Genomic DNA, 18,001 nt, shown 5'->3' on the forward strand with positions numbered 1-18,001 from the left:
AAGGTTTACTTGATGGCAGGCAAGCCGCCGATGTAGCCGATGTTGGCGTCAAACTTGTCGATAGTCGCCAGTGCCTTATCCACTTCCGCATTTTTGCCAGTCGACCAGTCGCCGTGGTGTTGGCTGTTGCTCATGACGTAAGCATGACCATTCATGTCTTCCACTACTTGCAGGCCAGTGTTTTCAGCACCTGCCACTGCACTCAGCACACGGCTCAACTTCTTGGTATCGACATTGTAAGCCCAGACGAAGTTGTTGACGTGCATACCGGAATCTTCACCGATGAACAAAGTGCGCATTTTTTCAGAGAAGAAAATGTTGTCGGTATTGGCAACCGTGTTGGGGTCAGCGGTGTTGCCCAGCGCGTCAGCTGTGATGTCCTTACCCAGCAGGGCAGCTTCAACATACATGTTGGTCGCAACGTAGTCGGAGTTGATCGCAGCACCAGAGGTATCTTTCTGACCACCCTTCATGTCGGCACTGTACGTTGCACCCGCAGACACTTTTGCCAGCTTGATGTCGTTAACAGGCTCTTTAGCATCATCTGTCATGCTGTCACGGATAGCGGAAATCGCCACGTACAAACGCTTGTCTTTGTCGTTAACAGCGATACCTTCCATTTTGGTGAACTCGGTGGTTGCGCCTTTGATGGCTGCGAAGCGGCGGGACTCAAGGAAAGCCGCCGCTTTTTCCTGACCAGTCTTCACCATCAGGCACTCGTCAGCCGTAGAACCAGCGCGGACACGGGTGTAACCCGTCGGGCAAGCACCTTCGGTGGGTGCAACTGCGTCGAAGAGGGTTGCAAACGTCGCTGCATCAGCCAGTGCCTTGATTTCAGCATCCGTACCGCTGCCCAGCTTGACCCAGGTCAGGTTGGCCTTGCCGCCAGCGTCAGCAGAAGTTTGTGTCCATTTGGCTGCGTAGATAGTACCCGCTGACAGATCACCAGCCTTGTCAGCCACGAACATCAGCATGAAGCCGTGCGTGCCGTCGTCCCCCATGTAAGCGGTTTTGCCGTCCGGCATGACTTTGGACATTTCCCAAGTACCACGACCCATCGCGTAGTGCTTGACGATACTGCTAGAACCATCTTCCTTGACGGTCACTTCAGGAATGATGCCGTGATTGTAAGGGTTAGCGGTCTTTTCGCTCTTGAAATAGACTTCGTTCAAGGCTTTCAGGCCAGCAGTAGTAGCCGCATAGCCGCTGGTATTCAGCGGGTTGAACTGGAGATCATAATCTTCTTCGGAACCCAAGTGGGTATTCCAAGGGGTTTGCGAACCAAAGCAAGGAATCCACAGACCATCAACGCCAGAGAAATCCAGTGGCTTCTGGGATTTGACCGACAGTTTGCCGTCAGTGCCTTGAGTGATGCCGGTCAGCAGCATGGACATCGGCATACGGCTATACCAGTTAGCAACTTTATAGGCATCCGAACCATCAGACAGCAACCAATCGTATTCCAGATGAGAAATCAGGAACAGGTTGCTACCCACTTTCAACAGGCTGTTGGCATCTGGAGTTTCCGCGATAACCGGCTTGCCCAGCGGGTCATTGATCGGCTCCATTTTATAGTTGTAAAGCTGACCCGCTGCGTTGGCATTGCCGCCTACTTTATCTTTTACGCCGAACAGCTTGTTGTAAGAGAGTGGAAAATCCTTGGTAGTGCCATCGGTATACGTGACCTTGGCAATGGATGAGGAATAAGACTTTGCCATATCAACCGCTGCTGTTGGTGCAGGCATACTGCTGAATTCAACAGACTTGACGGTGGAAGTAGTAGAAGTTGTTGTATCAGCCGCAGTACTGTTACCACCACCACAGCCAGCCAGCGCAGAAGCCACTGCAAACGTCAGCAGGCTGATTTTCAGGTATTTCATTGCATTATCTCCATGAATCATAGGGCGTTTATGGTGTGCAATGTAACCCCATCAGTTTTCAGTAAAGTGACGCTTATATTGTATTTTTATTAAATAGTCCCTGTGTTTGGCAAGGCGCGGATATACCCGTACACTGCCTGAAAAATAGCAATATACGCCGTGGAGCCTAACGTGAATCAGCCAACACTCAACCCCCAAGCCAATGACAGCATCCGCATCCGCGAAGCCCTGCTCGGTAGCCGGATTGATACCAAACCCTTCCGCGCGGATGAAACCCTCGCCATCAACCCGTTGACCATTGCCATCCCTGATGGGGGTTGCGTGGTGCTGTTCCGCTACGGTGTCGTGGTATTTTTTGGCATGAGCACCGCACAGGAAACACAATTTCTGGAGCGCCTACAGCCATTGATCCAAGAGCCACACACTTCGCCAGATGACGAGTTGATCAACTTGCGCATCGACACTGCACAACTGGAAGGTGTTGATGCACAAGGCTGTTTGTGGTTACACGATATTTCAGTGCAACGCCTGCAACTGGTCGCGGAAATGCTGGCACGTAGCTCTGTCCTATCCGATGACGAAGCCCGCCTCACCAAAACCTTTGAAAAAATCGAACCCTTGGCGCAAAACCTGCGAAAACGGGGCAAAGTCGGGCAAAAAAAACAGGTGTTGCTAACTTACATTGGCGATTCCCTACTCAGCCAGCAACGCATGGTAGGCCGTGCCGAAGTCGCCGACAAACCCGATTTACTGTGGGAACGCCCGGAACTGGAAGGCTTGTACCTGCGGCTAGAAGACGAATTTGAATTGCGCGAACGCCATCTGGCGCTGGAACGCAAGCTGCAAGTTATCTCCAATACCGCCGAAACCTTGCTGGATTTATTGCAAACCCAGCAAAGCCATCGGGTGGAATGGTATATCACCATCCTGATCGTGGTTGAGATTGGCCTAACGCTGTATGAGATGTTTTTTCGCGGTGGGCATTGATTAGCGCAACACGCCATCCTTGTCGATGAACTGCTGGGTGCTGTATTCCTCTACCGGCAGTTTCACCACGCTACGGCCTGCACCCGTTTCACGAATGACATAATCGGCAAAGGATTGCGCATAATCCAGATAAGTGTTCAGCTTCTTAGCCGCCGCCAGATTCTTGATGGTGGTGTAACCATCGCCACCCGTGGCAAGGAAATTATTGGTCACAACCTTGTAGGTTTTCGCCGGATCAATCGCCACCCATGCTCCCGTCACACGCGAATTAACTTGCACATTGGTAACACGTACCCCTTTTGCTATAGACAAGTTCGCATCCCAACGCAAACCGGCTGCATACGGGTATGAACCCGTCGAACCTTGTGGATTCAGGGCGAAATCAATACCGTCTTCCAACGAGTCGATGATTTCTTTCCCGGTCATGTCCATTTCGGTCAGGGTATTCGCAAACGGCAGCAATGTGTAAGCTGTGCCGAGAGTAATGTCGCCAGCAGGTACGTCAATACGCACCCCACCACCGTTCTGTAAGCAAATGTCAGATGTCAGACTCATTTCCAGAAATGCTTTGGAAACGATATTGGCAATGTCACTGCCATGCGACTGGGTAGCAACGGTACAACCTGCGGTCTTGCTCAAGCCTTGGTTAGGGATGCGTTCGTGGCATAAGGTTTCCGCTACTACCCCGATCTTGCTTTGCTTTAACACATCGACTTGCTTGGAATAACTATCGAGGTTGGCTTGGGCGGTTGCATCCGAAGTGACGATGGAAAGTTCCGGCGCATCAGCCACCGCTTTCAACGTCGCTTCACGCTCTGCACCCGTCAGTTCTACATTGCTCACTTTGAAGGTGTCGCTTAACAACAGATGCGGTGTGCCTGAACATGCGCTCACTTCACCACTGGCGTTGAATTCAATGTTCAACTCGCCCACGACGTCACTGTATTGCGAGGCTTGGGCAATACACACCTGCTTACCGTTCGCATCAGTGGTTTTAGTCGGATAAGCGCCCTCTGGTGTCAGGCCGAAGGCTTTGAAGCCATCCCCCAGCAAAGTATGCGAATCGCCGCCCACGATCACGTCAACGCCTTTGAGTTGCTTGGCGATGGTTTGATCATTACCGTAACCCTGATGCGTCAGCAGGATGATTTTGTTAACCCCTTTATCCACCAACTCGTCGATGTATTTTTGTGCGGTGGTGGCTTCATTTGCAAATGTGGTAGTTTCATCCGGGCTGGAGGAGTTTTTGGTTTTGCCTGCAATGGTGATACCAATAATGCCGAATTTCTGCCCGTTGATTTCTTTGATGGTGTAAGGCTTGATGTAATCGGTGGCGGAATTCAGCGTCAAGGGTGATGTACCAATTTTAGGCTGCACGTTGGCGGACAATACGTCGGTTTTACAGGCTGCACTGCTATTGAGGAAATCGAGGAAGTTTTTCAGACCGGCATCGCCAGAGTCGAATTCGTGATTACCCAAGGTGAAAGCATCGAAACAGACCTGATTCATCTGCTCCGCATCTGCCCTGCCTTTGAACAGAGTGAAATACAGATCACCAGTAGTCGCATCACCGGCGTGCAGTTTCAATACATTACCGCCGCTTGCTGCCAGTTCATTGATTTTAGTCACTACGCGAGGGAAACCGCCGGTTTTGACGGCGATGGCTTTTCCTGCCAGCGTCAAGGTGGCGCTGTTAGGCTGCAAGTGTGAGTGGTGGTCGTTGATGTGCAAAATGCGCAGACTGGTGGCAGGTGCTGCGGGGCTGGTCGCAGCAGCAGTGTCATCATTGTTACAGCCGCTCATTAGCCCCAAGGTGGAAATGCACACGCTGAACAGGAGGGAATGCTGAAATTTCATTATAAGACTCCGGGTTGTTGCTGGATGGCCTCTGATATACAGCAGTTTGATGACAACGTAATTAAGTTGCAGCGGGGTGAATGTGAATGGTGCTCGAGAACATCACAAAGCCTTCACACGCTTTTCACCGCACTGACACATTCCCACCTCTATGATGGCTGTCATTTGAAACCAGCCGGAGAATGCCATGCCCCCTATTGATCGCCGTAGTTTTATTCGCCACGCCGTTTTGGGTTCGGGTGCGCTTGCCAGCGGCTTACTGACAGGTTGCAATAATAACGACAATGACAGCGCCGCCACTACGACGACTGCTAGCTTTACCCACGGTATTGCCAGCGGTGATCCCTTGGCGGATCGAGTGATCTTGTGGACACGGGCATTGCCCAGTGCCAATGCCACCAGCACCAGCGTGACGTGGGAAGTTGCCAGCGATGCCGCCTTCGCTACCATCGTGAACAAAGGTGAAACCAAAACCGACGCATCCAGAGATTACACAGTAAAAGTTGATGCTAGTGGCTTGAGCGCAGGCAACACTTATTACTACCGCTTCAAAACTGATGGCAATACATCGCCAGTCGGCAAAACCCGAACCTTGCCGCAAGCCTCACCGGATGAAGTGAAATTCGCGATATTTTCATGCGCAAATTACCCAGCAGGTTATTTCCACATTTACGCCGAAGCGGCTAAACGTGATGATTTGTTTGCCGCCATCCACCTAGGCGACTACATCTACGAATACGGTGCAGGTGCTGATCAGTACGCCTCTGCTGATGCCGCAAAACTGGGGCGCGTATCCTTACCCGCCAATGAATTGGTGAAAATTGATGATTACCGTCAGCGTTACGCGCAATACCGCAGCGACAAAGACTTGCAAGCGGTTCACGCTAAACTGCCGTTTATCTGCATCTGGGATGACCACGAAATTGCCAACGACACATGGAAAGACGGCGCAGAAAACCACACAACTGCGACCGAAGGCGATTTTGCCTTGCGCCGTGCTGCTGCTTTGAAAGCATGGCAGGAATGGTTGCCAGTACGCGAACAAGCTGCCAGCAACCCACTACGAGCCTACCGCTCGTTCGATTTTGGCACTTTGATGAGTTTGCACATGCTTGATACCCGTGTCGGTGGACGCGACAAACAACTCGATTACGCGACTTACATTGACCAGACCACGGGTGCATTCGATTCCACGACTTTTGCCTCTGATATGGCAGACCCGACCCGCCAATTGCTGGGCACGGAACAAATGGTGTGGTTGCAGAGCCAACTAGCAGCATCCAGCGCAACATGGCAAGTATTGGGGCAACAAATCCTGATGGGCAAGATGTACCTGCCATCGCCCTTGCTGACACCAACCCCGCAAAAGCCAACCGTCAGCTTTGCCCAGTATGGGGTACTTGCCACCGCATTCATCACCTACCAAACCTTGGTTGCCAAACTGACAGCGGCAGGCACACCTGTTACCCCGGAAAACCTGCTGGCAGCAGGCATGACTGCTTCACAACTTACCATCATCAACGACCCAGTGAATCAGGCTATCATTGCCGCCCCCAGTATTCCCTACAATCTGGATGCGTGGGATGGTTATGCAGTAGCCCGCGAAACCGTATTTGGTAGCGCACGGGCATTGGACAAAAACATCGTGGTGTTAAGCGGTGATACCCACAATGCTTGGGCAAACGATTTGCAAGACGTGAGCGGCAATGCCATCGGGGTAGAATTTGCGACGCCATCCGTCTCCTCACCAGGGCTAGAAGAATACATTCCAGACACCAAACCAGCAGAACTGGCAGCCGGAGTGCAGCAACTGATCCCCACGCTGGCTTACGCGGATACCTCACAACGCGGTTACATGGTGTTAAGCGTGAATGCGACCGAAGCCAAAGCAGATTGGCACTTCGTTTCCAGTGTCAAAACCAGCACTTACACCACCAAGCTGGAAAAAAGCCTGAAAACCACCTTAGTCGGTGCTGGCAAACGCAAGCTGGTGCGCAGTTAATTTGATCTTGCGAGTATTTCATGTACAACCGTGATTATTACCCTTACCCCATTTTATTAAATGGGGTAATTGAGGCTGTTGTCCAGAAGTTATCTGACACACTGCTAATTGCGACCCATGACAATGCCTCTTGCCGCTTTGCCCATGAAAGAGGACGCTTAACCCACTGCACAAGGCAAGGCTTTCCGATTGGCGAGAATTTCATTCCTAATCAATAAACTTTCGGCACGTAAAGATCATCCGGCAAAACTCGGCGTTCGTAATTGGGATTGAACATACGTTCAGGCAAAGCGATTTTCTCAGTAGGAAGATCCTCATACGGAATTTTCGACAAGATATGCTCAATGCAGTTAAGGCGTTCACGTTTCTTGTCATTGCCCTCAACGATATACCAAGGCGCTTCCGGGATATTGGTGCGCTCGAACATCTCCTCCTTCGCCTTGGTGTACTGCTCCCAACGCACACGAGACTGCAAATCCATCGGGCTGAGTTTCCACTGTTTCATTGGGTCATGAATGCGGGTCAAAAAGCGCAACTGCTGTTCTTCATCCGTGATGGAGAACCAGTATTTCAGCACAATAATGCCGGAACGCACCAACATGCGCTCGAACTCCGGTACATCCTGAAGAAACTGTTCAACCTGATCTTCGCTCGCAAAACCCATTACCCGCTCAACCCCGGCACGGTTGTACCAAGAACGGTCAAACAGCACGATCTCACCACCAGAAGGCAGGTGCGGCACATAACGCTGGAAATACCACTGGGTCATTTCGCGGTCGCTCGGCTTTTGCAGCGCCACCACACGGGCAACGCGCGGATTCAAACGCTGGGTAATGCGCTTGATGACACCGCCCTTGCCTGCGGCATCGCGTCCTTCACAAATGATCAGCACCTTGGCATTAGTTTGTTCCACCCAGTATTGCAGCTTGATCAACTCGGACTGAAGCCGCAACAGGTTAGTATAATAGACCCGGTTATCCAGTGTGTCGGGGTGCTGGCGCTTGTAAATTCTGCGGATTTCTTGGCTGAGCATGGGTTCATTGAATTCCATCTCGAACATATCATCCAAGGTTTCGTCCAGTTCTGCTTGCAGCCAGTCACGGCTAAGGTCTTCCATAGTATTGTCGAAATCCATTCCTATTCCTCGCATTCTCAAGAGTGGGAGCTAACATGATCCTTCGTCAACGCGAGATACTAACGTTTCAATATGACAGAATTGTGTCGGACGGGATTACACATACAACGGAGCCATACGCCGCCAGTAATAACCGCGATGCGCTCGCTCATTCCACTCATGCAATTGATGCCGAATCCCCTTGCTGTGCAAGATATGGCTCAAATGCTGGTTATTACCCAAAAACGGATCTTCCTTACCGATGACCAGCACAATATCCATCTGCCGCAAATGCTGTAAGCGCCATTCACACGCCAGATTCGGCAAAAAATGTGTCGGGGTATGAAAATAGACATTCTCGTCATAATACCCATTGAACAAATTCGAGAAACTTTCCGCCTGTATCGTCAAATCATAACGCCCGGAAAATACGCTCAGTTTCTGGAACAAATGCGGATGCCGGAACGCGATATTCGCCGCATGGAACGCCCCCAAGCTACAACCGTGCGCAATCGTACAAGGATGCTGATTCTTCTGCTGCATAAACGGCAAGACCTCATGCAGGATGTAATCCTCAAACTGCATGTGGCGGCGGATACGTTCGGCGGGATGCTTCCAGAAACAATACAGCGCCTCGTGATCCACGCTGTCCACGCAAAACAGTTGCAACTGCCCTGCATTAATCTTATGCGAAAGCTGCTGTACGATGCGCAATTTTTCGTATTCGTAAAAACGCCCGTCGCGGGTGGGGAATACCAGCACTTTCGCCCCTGCGTGCCCAAAAACCAGCAATTCCATCGTGCGCCCCAAACGGGGGCTGTGCCAGCGGTGATATTCGCGTTGCATTGACCTGACCTGCTTACTGTTTGCGACATTTCGATGGACACATCATAAGCGTGCGATGTTGCAAGCGTTTTAAAGCAGCGCGAAAAAAACTTCCAATTCTTGTTGCAATTCCTGTTCCTGCTTCGCCCGATTAGGATAATCAAAATGCCCTGCTTCCAGTACAAACAGCGTTTTCTCCCCCGTTAAAGCATTGTACACCGCGAACTGTCCTGGTGGCGCAACGGCTGGGTCAAACAATGCCGCCGCCACATGCATGGGCTGCTGAATCGACTGTGCGGCACTTGCCGCATCGTAATATTGCAAGGTGTTCAACACAGTTCCGTGTTGCTGTTGGTAACGCTGCACTGCTGCACCGCTGCCAATTGTGGGTAATTGCAAGCGCAACGGCTGATGACCAAACGTCGGCACATTCAAATGTGCCCGCTGAATCCGCGCATCCCACGGCATTGCCAATGCACCGATTCCACCTCCAAAACTGATGCCAGAATAGCCAATATGCCCTTTCGTTGCCGGGAACAACATCTGCATGGACGATACCGCCAACCACAAATCATCCACACATCCACCAATAATGTACTGTTGTGGCTTGTCGATATCATGCAAGACATGGAAAGATGGATTACTGGAAACGGGCGGATGCTGGCTACGCGCCAACCCCCGGAAACACGGGAACAACAGCACCGTGCCTTCCGGGTGTACACGGTAATCCGGCCCATCACAGCCGCCGTAGCCATGCCCAAATACCACACCCCGTGTGACCGGCTGGTCTTGCGGAATCAGCACCCAACCCCGGATCACAAAATGATCAGTAGAAAAGTAGCGCAGGCTATAAACCTCAAAACCCGCGTGTGACATACCCGTGTGCCTGATGCGTGGGCAGGGATGTACCTGCATGGCGCGGGCATAACGCGCCTGCCAAAAAGCCTCAAAATCGGCAGGGGCTTCTGGCGAACCAACCGCCAATAAATCTTCCAGCGAATAGCCGTAGCTAGGGTCAAACGCAAACGAGTGAGTAAAAGCAGTCATACGGTTCCTCTTAACGGGTTATCCGCTTATTATACGCATTCCTTGCTGCTTGGACTGAACCCAAACTTATGTCTTACTTGTACCTTGCCCTCGCCATCATTGCCGAAGTCATTGCCACCAGTTCCCTGCGGGCTACCGAGGAATTCACCAAACCCATCCCTACCCTCATCATGATCGCGGGCTACGGCGTAGCGTTTTACTTCATGACGCTGGCGTTGCGCACCCTGCCACTGGGTTTCACCTATGCGGTATGGTCAGGGTTGGGCATTGTGCTGATCAGCATCATTGGCATCATTTTTTACGACGAACGACTCGATTTACCCGCCACACTGGGCATGGCAATGATCATCGCCGGAGTAGTAATCATCCAGATGTTCTCGAAAATCGTCAAACATTAGGATGTCGTGTGACACTCACACCCGTACAATGGAATTCTCCCCATCTACTCCGTTCACCGCATAACCATCAGCTTCCCAATCATTTTCCCAGCGACTACCGTCATATAGGTAGCGGAACTGATATTCTGACATCCCCGTATCCAGCTCCAAAACTGCGGTAAACTCACCGTTTTTCAGGGCAGTCATGGGGGTAGCTTGCGTATCCCAGCCATTGAAGTCACCGACCAGTGCAATCCCACTGGCAGACTGCGCTGCTGTTTTATGGATGCGAAACGTGACCTTGCAGATCGGGCGGGTTTTCAGGTATTGCTTTTTCAACATGGCTTAATTCCGGTCAATTGCTCGGCATTCTCTCACAAAAATTTTAAGCAATTTTTATGCCAGAAAATTTAGGGAACATCATAAAGCCATCACAGCACCCCATTCTGGCACACGCTCAAAGGCCGCATCATCAGGCGACGCTTGTGGTAATGGCTTTCCATGCGTTGCATGATGCCATCCAGAAAGCGCACGGTTTCGACGATATTCGGCCCTTTGTTAAGCATGGCGCATTCGGCACGGATGCTCATCGCGGCATCGGTGACTTCAGCGCGGGAAGGCGCACCATTTTTCGCCATGCTTTCCAGAATTTGGGTAGCCCAGATCACCGGGGTATGCGCGGCTTCACACAGCCAGAGAATTTCTTCCTGCACTTCAGATAGACGCTCAAAACCCACCTCCACCGCCAGATCGCCCCGCGCAATCATCACTCCAACCTTGGGGGAACGCATCGCCGTCAACAGGATGGCAGGCAGGTTTTCAAACGCCGCCCGATTTTCGATCTTGAGGATGATGCCTGTGTCAGGAATCCCCAGCCGTTGTAAATGAGCTTGCAGATTGGCTACATCGTCGGAGGAACGCACAAAAGACAATGCCACCATGTCTACCTTGCCAGCCATAGCCTCAAGGTCGGCAATATCCTTGTCCGTCAAGGCGGGCGAATGAAACACGGTGTCGGGGAAATTGATGCCTTTTTCTGCCCGTAACTTCGCGCCACCGGGTGGGGTATGGGTAATCAGCAAGTCGATGGTGTCGCCATCACGCGCTTCCACCGTGCCACCAATCTTGCCATCATCCAGCCACACTTGCTGACCGGACTGTACTGCGCTGAAAGCTTCTTCCAATGTGCAGTGAATGCGGGCAGGCTGGGTTTGCACGCCCTCGGCATCACGCTCACCGGCAGTTCCCGGCTCAGCAGCACGAGTCAGAATCAGGTGGTCACCAACGTGCAGGGCAAGGGGGGGAGTCACTTCTGCCACATGGATGAGCTTGCCCTTGCCAAGTTTTTTGCCGTTGCGCTCGAACAGCAGTTCGGTATTTTCCTGTAAATAAAGGGTCTGGTCGGTCGTCACTAAACGGGCGTGCTGGTGTTTGGCGACGACCTGTAATTCGCGGTGAGCTTCACGCGCATCACGGAGCAGAATGTCATCACCCGGACGCGTATCCGCCAATACCTTGCCACTCACTTCGAGCGCCGGGAACTCCTGTTCAATCCACTCTGCACCTTCGGGAATCAGCCAGAGACGCCCCGGCATATACACATGACCAAACAGGTCACGCTTGGGCTTGAGTTTAATGACCCGCCCGACAGCCTTGATCGTGCCGGTACGCAATTTCGGCCCCGCCAGATCAAGCTGGGTTTTACAGGTTTTGCCCGTTTGGGATTCTGCTAGCCGCAAGTTGCCGAGCATTTGCTGCCAATCGTCAGACGTGTCATGGGCGCAATTGATCCGCATGACATCCATCCCCACTTCCAGTAAACCGCTGATCAGGACATGATCGTCGGCAGCTTCGGAGGGCATCGTCACCATGATGCGTACTTCACGGTGGAGCGGACGAGCACCAAACAGCGCCGTGGCTGAGCGCTCCATCAGCTCACTACTAGTAGCAACGGAAACAGGAGCAACAGGCGCAGCGGAAGGTGTTTCCCCTTTCAGGCATTGCAAGGCTGCAATCACGCTATTCAGGGTTGCCAGCGTATGCGACTCCAGTATACCCAATGAACTCAGGCCACGTTCAATCAGTGCAAGCTGTAATTCCCGCAGCTCGTGACTGCGCACCGAGAGGTAATGCAACAGGTTTTGTGCAGAAGGTTGGTGGGCTGCATCAAGCTGTTCTAACTCTGGGTATTGCGTGGCAAACGTCACTGCCTGGCTACGAATCCAGATCAGCTGTTCCAGCAACTGCTTATCATCCATGCTTATTGTCCTTTGGGTTTGCTTGTGCGGATGCTACCCCCACCATGTTGCAGAATGATGACAAGACACCTGCCAACCATTGTCATCATTCTTTCATAATACCGCCATAAAACTTTCATCAATAAGCTCTACGATTCGCGCAAATCCATCCCGGATTCTTTTTTCCAAGGAGCTTTTAAATGAAACAACTTACTCTGGCAGTTGCATTGGGTCTGGTAACTGCTGCCGGTGTTGCGCAAGCACGCGACAACATCGAAATCGTCGGTTCTTCTACGGTATACCCGTTTTCCACCGCTGTTGCGGAACAGTTTGCCAAGAAAACGGGGATGGCTGCTCCCAAGGTTGAAGCCACCGGTACTGGCGGCGGCATGAAATTGTTCTGTTCTGGCGCTGGCATTGATACACCTGACATCAGCAACGCTTCGCGCCGCATGAAAAAGAGCGAAATGGAAACCTGCATAAAAAATGGCGTTGATGCTGTCACTGAAGTCAAAATCGGCTTCGACGGTATTGCCATTGCCCAAGCTAAAGACGCAGCACCTGTCGCACTGTCACGCCGTGAACTGTATCTGGCACTGGCGAAAGATGTTCCCACCGGCCCTAATGGTGAATTGCAACCGAACACTTACACCACTTGGAAGCAAATCAACCCAGCGATGGCTGACGTGAAAATCGAAGTCATGGGCCCGCCGCCCACTTCTGGTACACGTGATGCATTGGCAGAACTGGGCATGGAAAAAGGCTGCCTGCTCTTCAAAGGTATGCCAGAACTGAAAAAGAGCGACGAGAAAGCCTTCAAAGCTGCTTGCACAACGGTACGTGAAGATGGTCATTACATCGAAGCGGGCGAAAACGACAACCTGATCGTGCAAAAGCTGCAAGCCAACCCTAATGCAGTCGGCATCTTCGGTTACAGCTTTATGGATCAGAACCGTGACAGCCTCAAAGCGGCATCCATTGATGGCGTAGACATCAGCTATGATGCCATCGCAAACGGCTCATACAAGCTATCACGCCCACTTTACTTCTACGTGAAAAACAGCCACGTTGATCAAATCAAAGGCATCAAGGAATACATGGCTGAGTTCGCCAGCGATGCAGCCTTGAACGCTGACGGCTATCTGGCTGACAAAGGCTTGGTTGCACTGCCTGCGGCGGAAAAGAGCGCTTCCATTGCCGCTGCGGCTGCACTGACGCCCGTATCGGTCAATGCCCTGAAATAATAAAATAACAACGCCAAAAATAACAATGAGCTAGTGTTAAGGGAGCAAGGATGCTCCCTTTTTTATTGGGCAACCCGGACATCTGCCCACTGTACAAGATGTAAACTCCCATCCCACTCTTCCACCAGCGCGGTACAACTTTCCACCCAATCGCCATCGTTGCAATACACAATACCGTCAATTTCTCGGATTTCAGCGTGGTGGATATGCCCGCAAATAATGCCATCCAATTGGCGCTTCTTAGCCTCTTTCGCCAGCGTTTCTTCAAAGGCTGAAATGAAATTCACCGCTGACTTAGTTTTGTGCTTGAGATAAGCTGATAGTGACCAGTACGGATAACCCATGCGCCGCCGCAAGCGGTTGTAAATGCTATTCGCCACCAGCAAACGCTCATACACCCAGTCACCCAATACTGCTAACCAACGGGCGAATTGCATCACGCCGTCAAATTGATCGCCATGCAACACCAAAAACTTGCGCCCATCTGCCGTGGTATGCACCACTTCATCTTCCAGATTGATCGCCGTAATTTGGTGATGGATGAAAGGCCGCAAAAACTCATCATGATTACCGCTGATATACGTGACTTGCGTGCCACGTTGCGCCCGTTCAAACACCAGATGCAAAATCTGGTCGTGGAAAGTATCCCAATACCAGCGTTTGCGTAGCGCCCAGCCATCCACAATATCGCCGACCAGATACAAATGATCCGCTTGATTGTGTTGCAGGAAATCGAGCAAAAACTCAGCTTTGCACCCACGCGAACCGAGGTGCGTATCAGAAATCCAGATACTGCGATATTTGCGGAAGTTCTGGTTGATGGTCATTGGAAATCCCCCCTTTCTGGTAATGCGCAAGCACGGCGTAACGTCCACGCAAATGGCGGATGCGCAGTTGGTCATGCTGGCGAGCAGCCAGTTGCTCCAAATAAACAGGTACTGCCGGATCCGGGTGAACATTGAACCAATCCAACCATTGCAACAGCAGTTTGCGGAACCATGCAGGCATGGTTTGCTGATCAGAAAAGTCCACCACATGCAAACACCCACCGGGCTTAAGGATGCTCAGGGCATGTTCCAGCGCATCCTGCCAGCCGGGGATCATCGACAGCACATACGAAAACACGATGTGGTCAAACGGCTTATCCAGCCCAAACGCAGTGTGGTCAACCTGCCCCGCCAAACCTTGGCGCAAGCTAATCTGCTGGCTATACAAGGTATTGCGCAGATTCTCTTGCGCCGTTGCCAGCATCATCGCGGAAGCATCCATGCCGTAGAGTTTGGCATGGGGGTGACGATAGGCTAACTTGGTTAGGTTACGCCCCGTACCGCAGCCGATTTCCAGCAAGGTTTCATGCGCTTGCAAGGGAATTTCCGTCAGCAGTGTGTCACGCCCTAACAGGTAATACTTGCGGGACAAGTCATAAACGTACCGCTGGTAACGGTACTGCTGATCCATTTTCTGTGCGGCATCCATCATCAACCAGCCTTACGGTAGAGGTGGAAACCACCGTAGATGGCAGAACGGTCTTGCTGGAATAATTGCGCTGAGGTTTCCGCTTCGTACACAAACTGGTTGCGCAATTCAGCAGGCAAGGCAGTCTCTAGCGGCGATTCAGCAGCAGCAGTGCGGAAGATAATCCGCGTGCCTGGTTTGCCCACCCGTGCGATTTGCGTCCACAAGCGGGTCAACACCTCATCCGTCATCCAATCCTGCGCGTCGAGGAAGACGAAACGGTCGTAACTATGCGGCGCTTGCTCTTCCAAAAAGTCGATCATCGAGCCAAGGTGCGTATCGACCTTACCCAACTGGCTGCGGATAGCGTTGTAGTTTTCCGCTTTCAGGTAAGCAGGAATCGCCTGACGTTTGGCGTGGTCGTAGCTGTGGCTAAACCCCTGCCAAGCAAAATAGTTGTCTTGAATCGGGGTATCACACGCCAGACGCTTTACCCGTTCACGGTATTGCCCGATCAGATTGCCCTGTTCCTTCATCGCTTTGTATTGCTGTGGTGGAATGCCAAGGCTGAATACCGATACCGGCAATTTACCAAGGAATTTCACCAGTTTGTTATCGAAAAACGGCGCAATGTGTTGCTTAAAAATCGCCTTCTGTTCGTACAAACTGGCGGCCGTGAGAAGCTTTTCCGGGTGGTAATTCGTGCGTCGCGCTATCCAGTGCAACAGGCGCATAAAATAGCCAAAGCGCGTGTGACGGTACAGCCCGTCACGGAACATGTGGATGCGTTTTTGACCCCAGATGCTGCGCCCTTGCCAGAAAGCATCCAGCGCCGTATCCAGATGCGGGCGGATGTGCTGCTCATACTGCGCAATATTGGTTTCGCGGTCAGCGTAACCAAAGAAATCGTAAAACGCGGCATGATCCGGCAGGTGTTTCATAGCCGCCAGCTTCAGGCGCGTCAAGGACAAGTGGTAAGGGTTCAGGTCAATCGCGGTAATGTGCGCCGGATTTGCCGTCAGGTAATTCAGCACATTACAGCCGCCCGAAGCAATGGTCAGCACCCGGCTTTCCGAGGTCAATTGCAAAGCTTGTAAATCAACCGCTGGGTCTTCCCAAATCTGGTTGTAAATAAAGCTATTGAACCAAAAGCTGAATAAACGTTGCTGCATCCCCATCAAGGAAGTCGGGGCATGTTGATGCACAGCATCGCGCATTGCGTCGGAAATACCTGCCATGAAATTCTCTCTAACAAAATCTAATCGTGGGCTTGAGGCTAAGGCTTGGGAATGACGGCAAAATGACGCTTGTGTGATGGTTGTGTTAATACGAAAAAACATCATTTAAGCTGTTAAAATACGAGAAAACAGCTAATATAATGTTTCAAGGAGGTATTATGCTTATCCACGATCAAATCCGCGCCCGCCGCCGCGCGTTGGGGCTGACTCAAGCCGCCATGAAAACCCGTATTGGCATGGGGCAACAGCAATACCAACGCATCGAAGCAGGCGGCAATGCCAACCTCTACACCCTGAAACTGATAGCTGACGGGTTGAATGCCGAATTGATGTTGATCCCGCGCAATCGCGTGCAAGCCGTACTGGATTTACTCAATGGCACAGCGGCAACCCCCTCCCCTGAAGACATCGAGCCACTGGAAAACCCTTGGCAAGATTTACTGGGTGATTTGTACGAGGAAAGTAATACATGAGCCAAGCAGCACAAGTCAGCGTCTTAGCATTGCATTTGCACGGTACGCACCTCGGCTATCTGGCAGGTTTCGCAGGCGGGCATAATATCGTCACCTTTACGCCTGATTACTTGCACAGCCAGACTCGCCCTACTTTCACGTTAACCCAACTGGGCAAACCGGATTTGTTGGAAAAACCGTGGCAGACGCGCCAACGCTTGCATCCAGTACTCTCCAATCTGTTGCCAGAAGGCGCATTGCGGGAATGGGCAGCACACCAATTAAAAGTCCACCCGGATAATGAGTTTCCCCTGTTCACTTGGTTTGGCAATGACTTACCCGGCGCACTGATCGTAACGCCACTCGAACCAGAACAAGTCCCCGCATGGGCACTGATGCGGAACAAGACCCAAACGGCTCCCGTCATCGTTCCTGTCAGTCATTATGGGCAACGCTTCTCCCTTGCCGGGGTACAAATGAAATTTTCCGGCAAGCACCAAGACGGGCGCTATCATATTAGTCAAGCGGGGGAACTGGGCAACTGGATCATCAAAACGCCGTCAACGCTTTACCCCCATGTGCCAGCCAATGAATATACTTGCATGACCTTGGCAGGGCTGGCTGGGGTAAATATACCCGAAATACGCCTGATCCCACTGGCGGAACTGGATGGCCTGCCCAATATCCAGTTACCTGCTGAAACCCATGCTTACGCCATTCGCCGCTTTGACCGGGACGATACCGACGGGCGCATTCATACCGAGGATTTCGCGCAAATCCTGCAAAAATACCCGCATGAAAAATACCGCGACAGCAATTACGAAATGTTGGGGCGCATCCTCCAGCAATACAGCCGTGACGGCATTGCCGACCTGCAACAACTGGCACGTCGCCTGTTGGTCAATATCCTGCTGGGAAATGGCGATGCTCACCTGAAAAACTGGACGGTTTTCTACCCTGACCAGATAACCGTTATTTCAAACCTACCCAAATATACCTATAGCTAGCTAAAAGTAATCATGGTGTTGAATTCCTGCTTCACGGGGGCTGGTTTCGCTTTCGGCTTACACCGAGAGCCAGCGCCTTCCCCTCCACAGGCAGACACCGTGTAACTCACGGCGTATTCTTGCAAATTCTTGGCGGCGTTTACGTCACGGTCATGGACTGCACCGCAAACAGGGCAAGTCCATTGACGTATCGACAGCGGCAGATTGTCCACTTTATGCCCACAGCCAGAAGCAGAACAGGTTTTGCTGGAGGCAAAAAACCGATCAGCCACGACGACC

General features: G+C 51.8%; 17 protein-coding genes. 6 read left to right on the top strand and 11 right to left on the bottom strand.

What is annotated here, in order from left to right; all coding sequences use genetic code 11:
• Positions 1 to 5: 5 nt before the first annotated feature.
• Positions 6 to 1,880, bottom strand: a complete 1,875-nt coding sequence (locus tag Q394_RS20100) for a PhoX family protein (RefSeq protein ID WP_051543350.1) — start codon at positions 1,878 to 1,880, stop codon at positions 6 to 8.
• A 171-nt stretch (positions 1,881 to 2,051) separates the two neighbouring features.
• Between Q394_RS20100 and Q394_RS0111760 the strand changes: the two genes are divergently transcribed.
• Positions 2,052 to 2,867, top strand: a complete 816-nt coding sequence (locus tag Q394_RS0111760; RefSeq protein ID WP_038141354.1) for an RMD1 family protein — start codon at positions 2,052 to 2,054, stop codon at positions 2,865 to 2,867.
• Here the strand turns inward: Q394_RS0111760 and nadN are convergent, their stop codons facing one another.
• Positions 2,868 to 4,724 (bottom strand): NAD nucleotidase, encoded by a 1,857-nt coding sequence (gene nadN / locus Q394_RS0111765; RefSeq protein WP_028489455.1) that lies wholly within the window; start codon positions 4,722 to 4,724, stop codon positions 2,868 to 2,870. It abuts the gene before it with no gap.
• 187 nt (positions 4,725 to 4,911) lie between these two features.
• Between nadN and Q394_RS0111770 the strand changes: the two genes are divergently transcribed.
• Positions 4,912 to 6,726: an alkaline phosphatase D family protein gene (locus Q394_RS0111770; protein ID WP_028489456.1), complete on the top strand. Its 1,815-nt coding sequence runs from the start codon at positions 4,912 to 4,914 to the stop codon at positions 6,724 to 6,726.
• A 211-nt stretch (positions 6,727 to 6,937) separates the two neighbouring features.
• On the opposite strand, the gene ppk2 is transcribed toward Q394_RS0111770, so the two are convergent.
• The 3 genes from ppk2 to Q394_RS0111785 all read right to left on the bottom strand — a co-directional run bounded on the left by ppk2 (position 6,938) and on the right by Q394_RS0111785 (position 9,712).
• Positions 6,938 to 7,759: a polyphosphate kinase 2 gene (gene ppk2 / locus Q394_RS0111775; RefSeq protein WP_425426760.1), complete on the bottom strand. Its 822-nt coding sequence runs from the start codon at positions 7,757 to 7,759 to the stop codon at positions 6,938 to 6,940.
• 198 nt (positions 7,760 to 7,957) lie between these two features.
• A complete protein-coding gene (locus tag Q394_RS0111780) occupies positions 7,958 to 8,686 on the bottom strand; it encodes an esterase family protein (RefSeq protein ID WP_028489458.1) in 729 nt (242 codons plus the stop codon).
• Between the two features lie 69 nt (positions 8,687 to 8,755).
• Positions 8,756 to 9,712: an acetylxylan esterase gene (locus Q394_RS0111785; protein WP_028489459.1), complete on the bottom strand. Its 957-nt coding sequence runs from the start codon at positions 9,710 to 9,712 to the stop codon at positions 8,756 to 8,758.
• 68 nt (positions 9,713 to 9,780) lie between these two features.
• Between Q394_RS0111785 and Q394_RS0111790 the strand changes: the two genes are divergently transcribed.
• Positions 9,781 to 10,110, top strand: coding sequence for a DMT family transporter (locus tag Q394_RS0111790; RefSeq protein ID WP_028489460.1), 330 nt, complete (start codon positions 9,781 to 9,783; stop codon positions 10,108 to 10,110).
• Positions 10,111 to 10,125: 15 nt separating this feature from the next.
• On the opposite strand, the gene Q394_RS0111795 is transcribed toward Q394_RS0111790, so the two are convergent.
• Both Q394_RS0111795 and Q394_RS0111800 read right to left on the bottom strand, forming a co-directional pair.
• Entirely contained in the window at positions 10,126 to 10,431 is a 306-nt protein-coding gene (locus Q394_RS0111795; RefSeq protein ID WP_028489461.1) for an isoamylase early set domain-containing protein, read from the bottom strand.
• An 89-nt stretch (positions 10,432 to 10,520) separates the two neighbouring features.
• A complete protein-coding gene (locus Q394_RS0111800; RefSeq protein ID WP_028489462.1) occupies positions 10,521 to 12,347 on the bottom strand; it encodes a pyruvate kinase in 1,827 nt (608 codons plus the stop codon).
• 179 nt (positions 12,348 to 12,526) lie between these two features.
• Here Q394_RS0111800 and Q394_RS0111805 point away from each other — a divergent pair, with 179 nt between their 5' ends.
• Positions 12,527 to 13,570, top strand: a complete 1,044-nt coding sequence (locus Q394_RS0111805; RefSeq protein WP_028489463.1) for a substrate-binding domain-containing protein — start codon at positions 12,527 to 12,529, stop codon at positions 13,568 to 13,570.
• 62 nt (positions 13,571 to 13,632) lie between these two features.
• Here the strand turns inward: Q394_RS0111805 and Q394_RS0111810 are convergent, their stop codons facing one another.
• From Q394_RS0111810 to Q394_RS0111820, 3 genes are read right to left on the bottom strand one after another with little or no spacing between them, the layout of a single operon-like run.
• Positions 13,633 to 14,397 carry a UDP-2,3-diacylglucosamine diphosphatase gene (locus tag Q394_RS0111810; protein WP_028489464.1) on the bottom strand — a complete coding sequence of 255 codons (765 nt, stop codon included), beginning with the start codon at positions 14,395 to 14,397 and terminating at the stop codon, positions 13,633 to 13,635.
• A complete protein-coding gene (locus Q394_RS20105; RefSeq protein ID WP_245606787.1) occupies positions 14,348 to 15,049 on the bottom strand; it encodes a class I SAM-dependent methyltransferase in 702 nt (233 codons plus the stop codon). The genes Q394_RS0111810 and Q394_RS20105 overlap by 50 nt, the downstream gene beginning before the upstream one ends.
• Positions 15,049 to 16,263 (bottom strand): BtaA family protein, encoded by a 1,215-nt coding sequence (locus Q394_RS0111820; protein ID WP_028489465.1) that lies wholly within the window; start codon positions 16,261 to 16,263, stop codon positions 15,049 to 15,051. The genes Q394_RS20105 and Q394_RS0111820 overlap by 1 nt, the downstream gene beginning before the upstream one ends.
• Positions 16,264 to 16,421: 158 nt before the next feature.
• Between Q394_RS0111820 and Q394_RS0111825 the strand changes: the two genes are divergently transcribed.
• On the top strand, positions 16,422 to 16,736 hold the full coding sequence (locus Q394_RS0111825) for a helix-turn-helix domain-containing protein (protein WP_028489466.1): 315 nt from the start codon (positions 16,422 to 16,424) through the stop codon (positions 16,734 to 16,736).
• Positions 16,733 to 17,722 (top strand): type II toxin-antitoxin system HipA family toxin, encoded by a 990-nt coding sequence (locus Q394_RS20110; RefSeq protein WP_051543354.1) that lies wholly within the window; start codon positions 16,733 to 16,735, stop codon positions 17,720 to 17,722. Before Q394_RS0111825 ends, Q394_RS20110 begins: the two co-directional genes overlap by 4 nt.
• On the opposite strand, the gene Q394_RS21970 is transcribed toward Q394_RS20110, so the two are convergent.
• Positions 17,719 to 18,001: zinc ribbon domain-containing protein (locus tag Q394_RS21970; protein ID WP_028489467.1), on the bottom strand; the 283-nt coding region annotated here is incomplete at its 5' end. The genes Q394_RS20110 and Q394_RS21970 overlap by 4 nt on opposite strands.

It is taken from the genome of Thiothrix lacustris DSM 21227, from assembly GCF_000621325.1.
Classification (GTDB): domain Bacteria; phylum Pseudomonadota; class Gammaproteobacteria; order Thiotrichales; family Thiotrichaceae; genus Thiothrix; species Thiothrix lacustris.